General features: G+C 42.1%; 1 protein-coding gene. It reads left to right on the forward strand.

The features are described 5' to 3' along the window. A partial coding sequence (locus AAEZ05_RS28640) for a hypothetical protein (RefSeq protein ID WP_350649971.1) occupies positions 1-209 on the forward strand: 209 nt, incomplete at its 5' end. Positions 210-273 lie beyond the last annotated feature (64 nt).

Below are 273 nucleotides of genomic sequence, written 5' to 3' on the forward strand. Positions count from 1 at the left end.
CATCAGGCACGCCTGTCAGCTTAGTAGCAAATCCCGGTGTGGACAATGTCACAGGACGCACATGGAAGATGCTTGCAGTACCTAATTCCACTCGTTATATTAAAACTGGAAGCAAAATCATGCTTACCAGTTCTGGTATCAGATGTATGACAACGACAAGTATCGCGATTGGAGCAGATGATTGCGGAAATGGTTCTCAAACATGGTAATGTTAAAAAATACATATTGACAAGTCAAAGATGAGCGGGGATTTACGCTGATAGAGCTAATGAT

Source organism: Pseudomonas sp. HY13-MNA-CIBAN-0226 (assembly GCF_040310305.1).
GTDB lineage: Bacteria > Pseudomonadota > Gammaproteobacteria > Pseudomonadales > Pseudomonadaceae > Aquipseudomonas > Aquipseudomonas gregormendelii.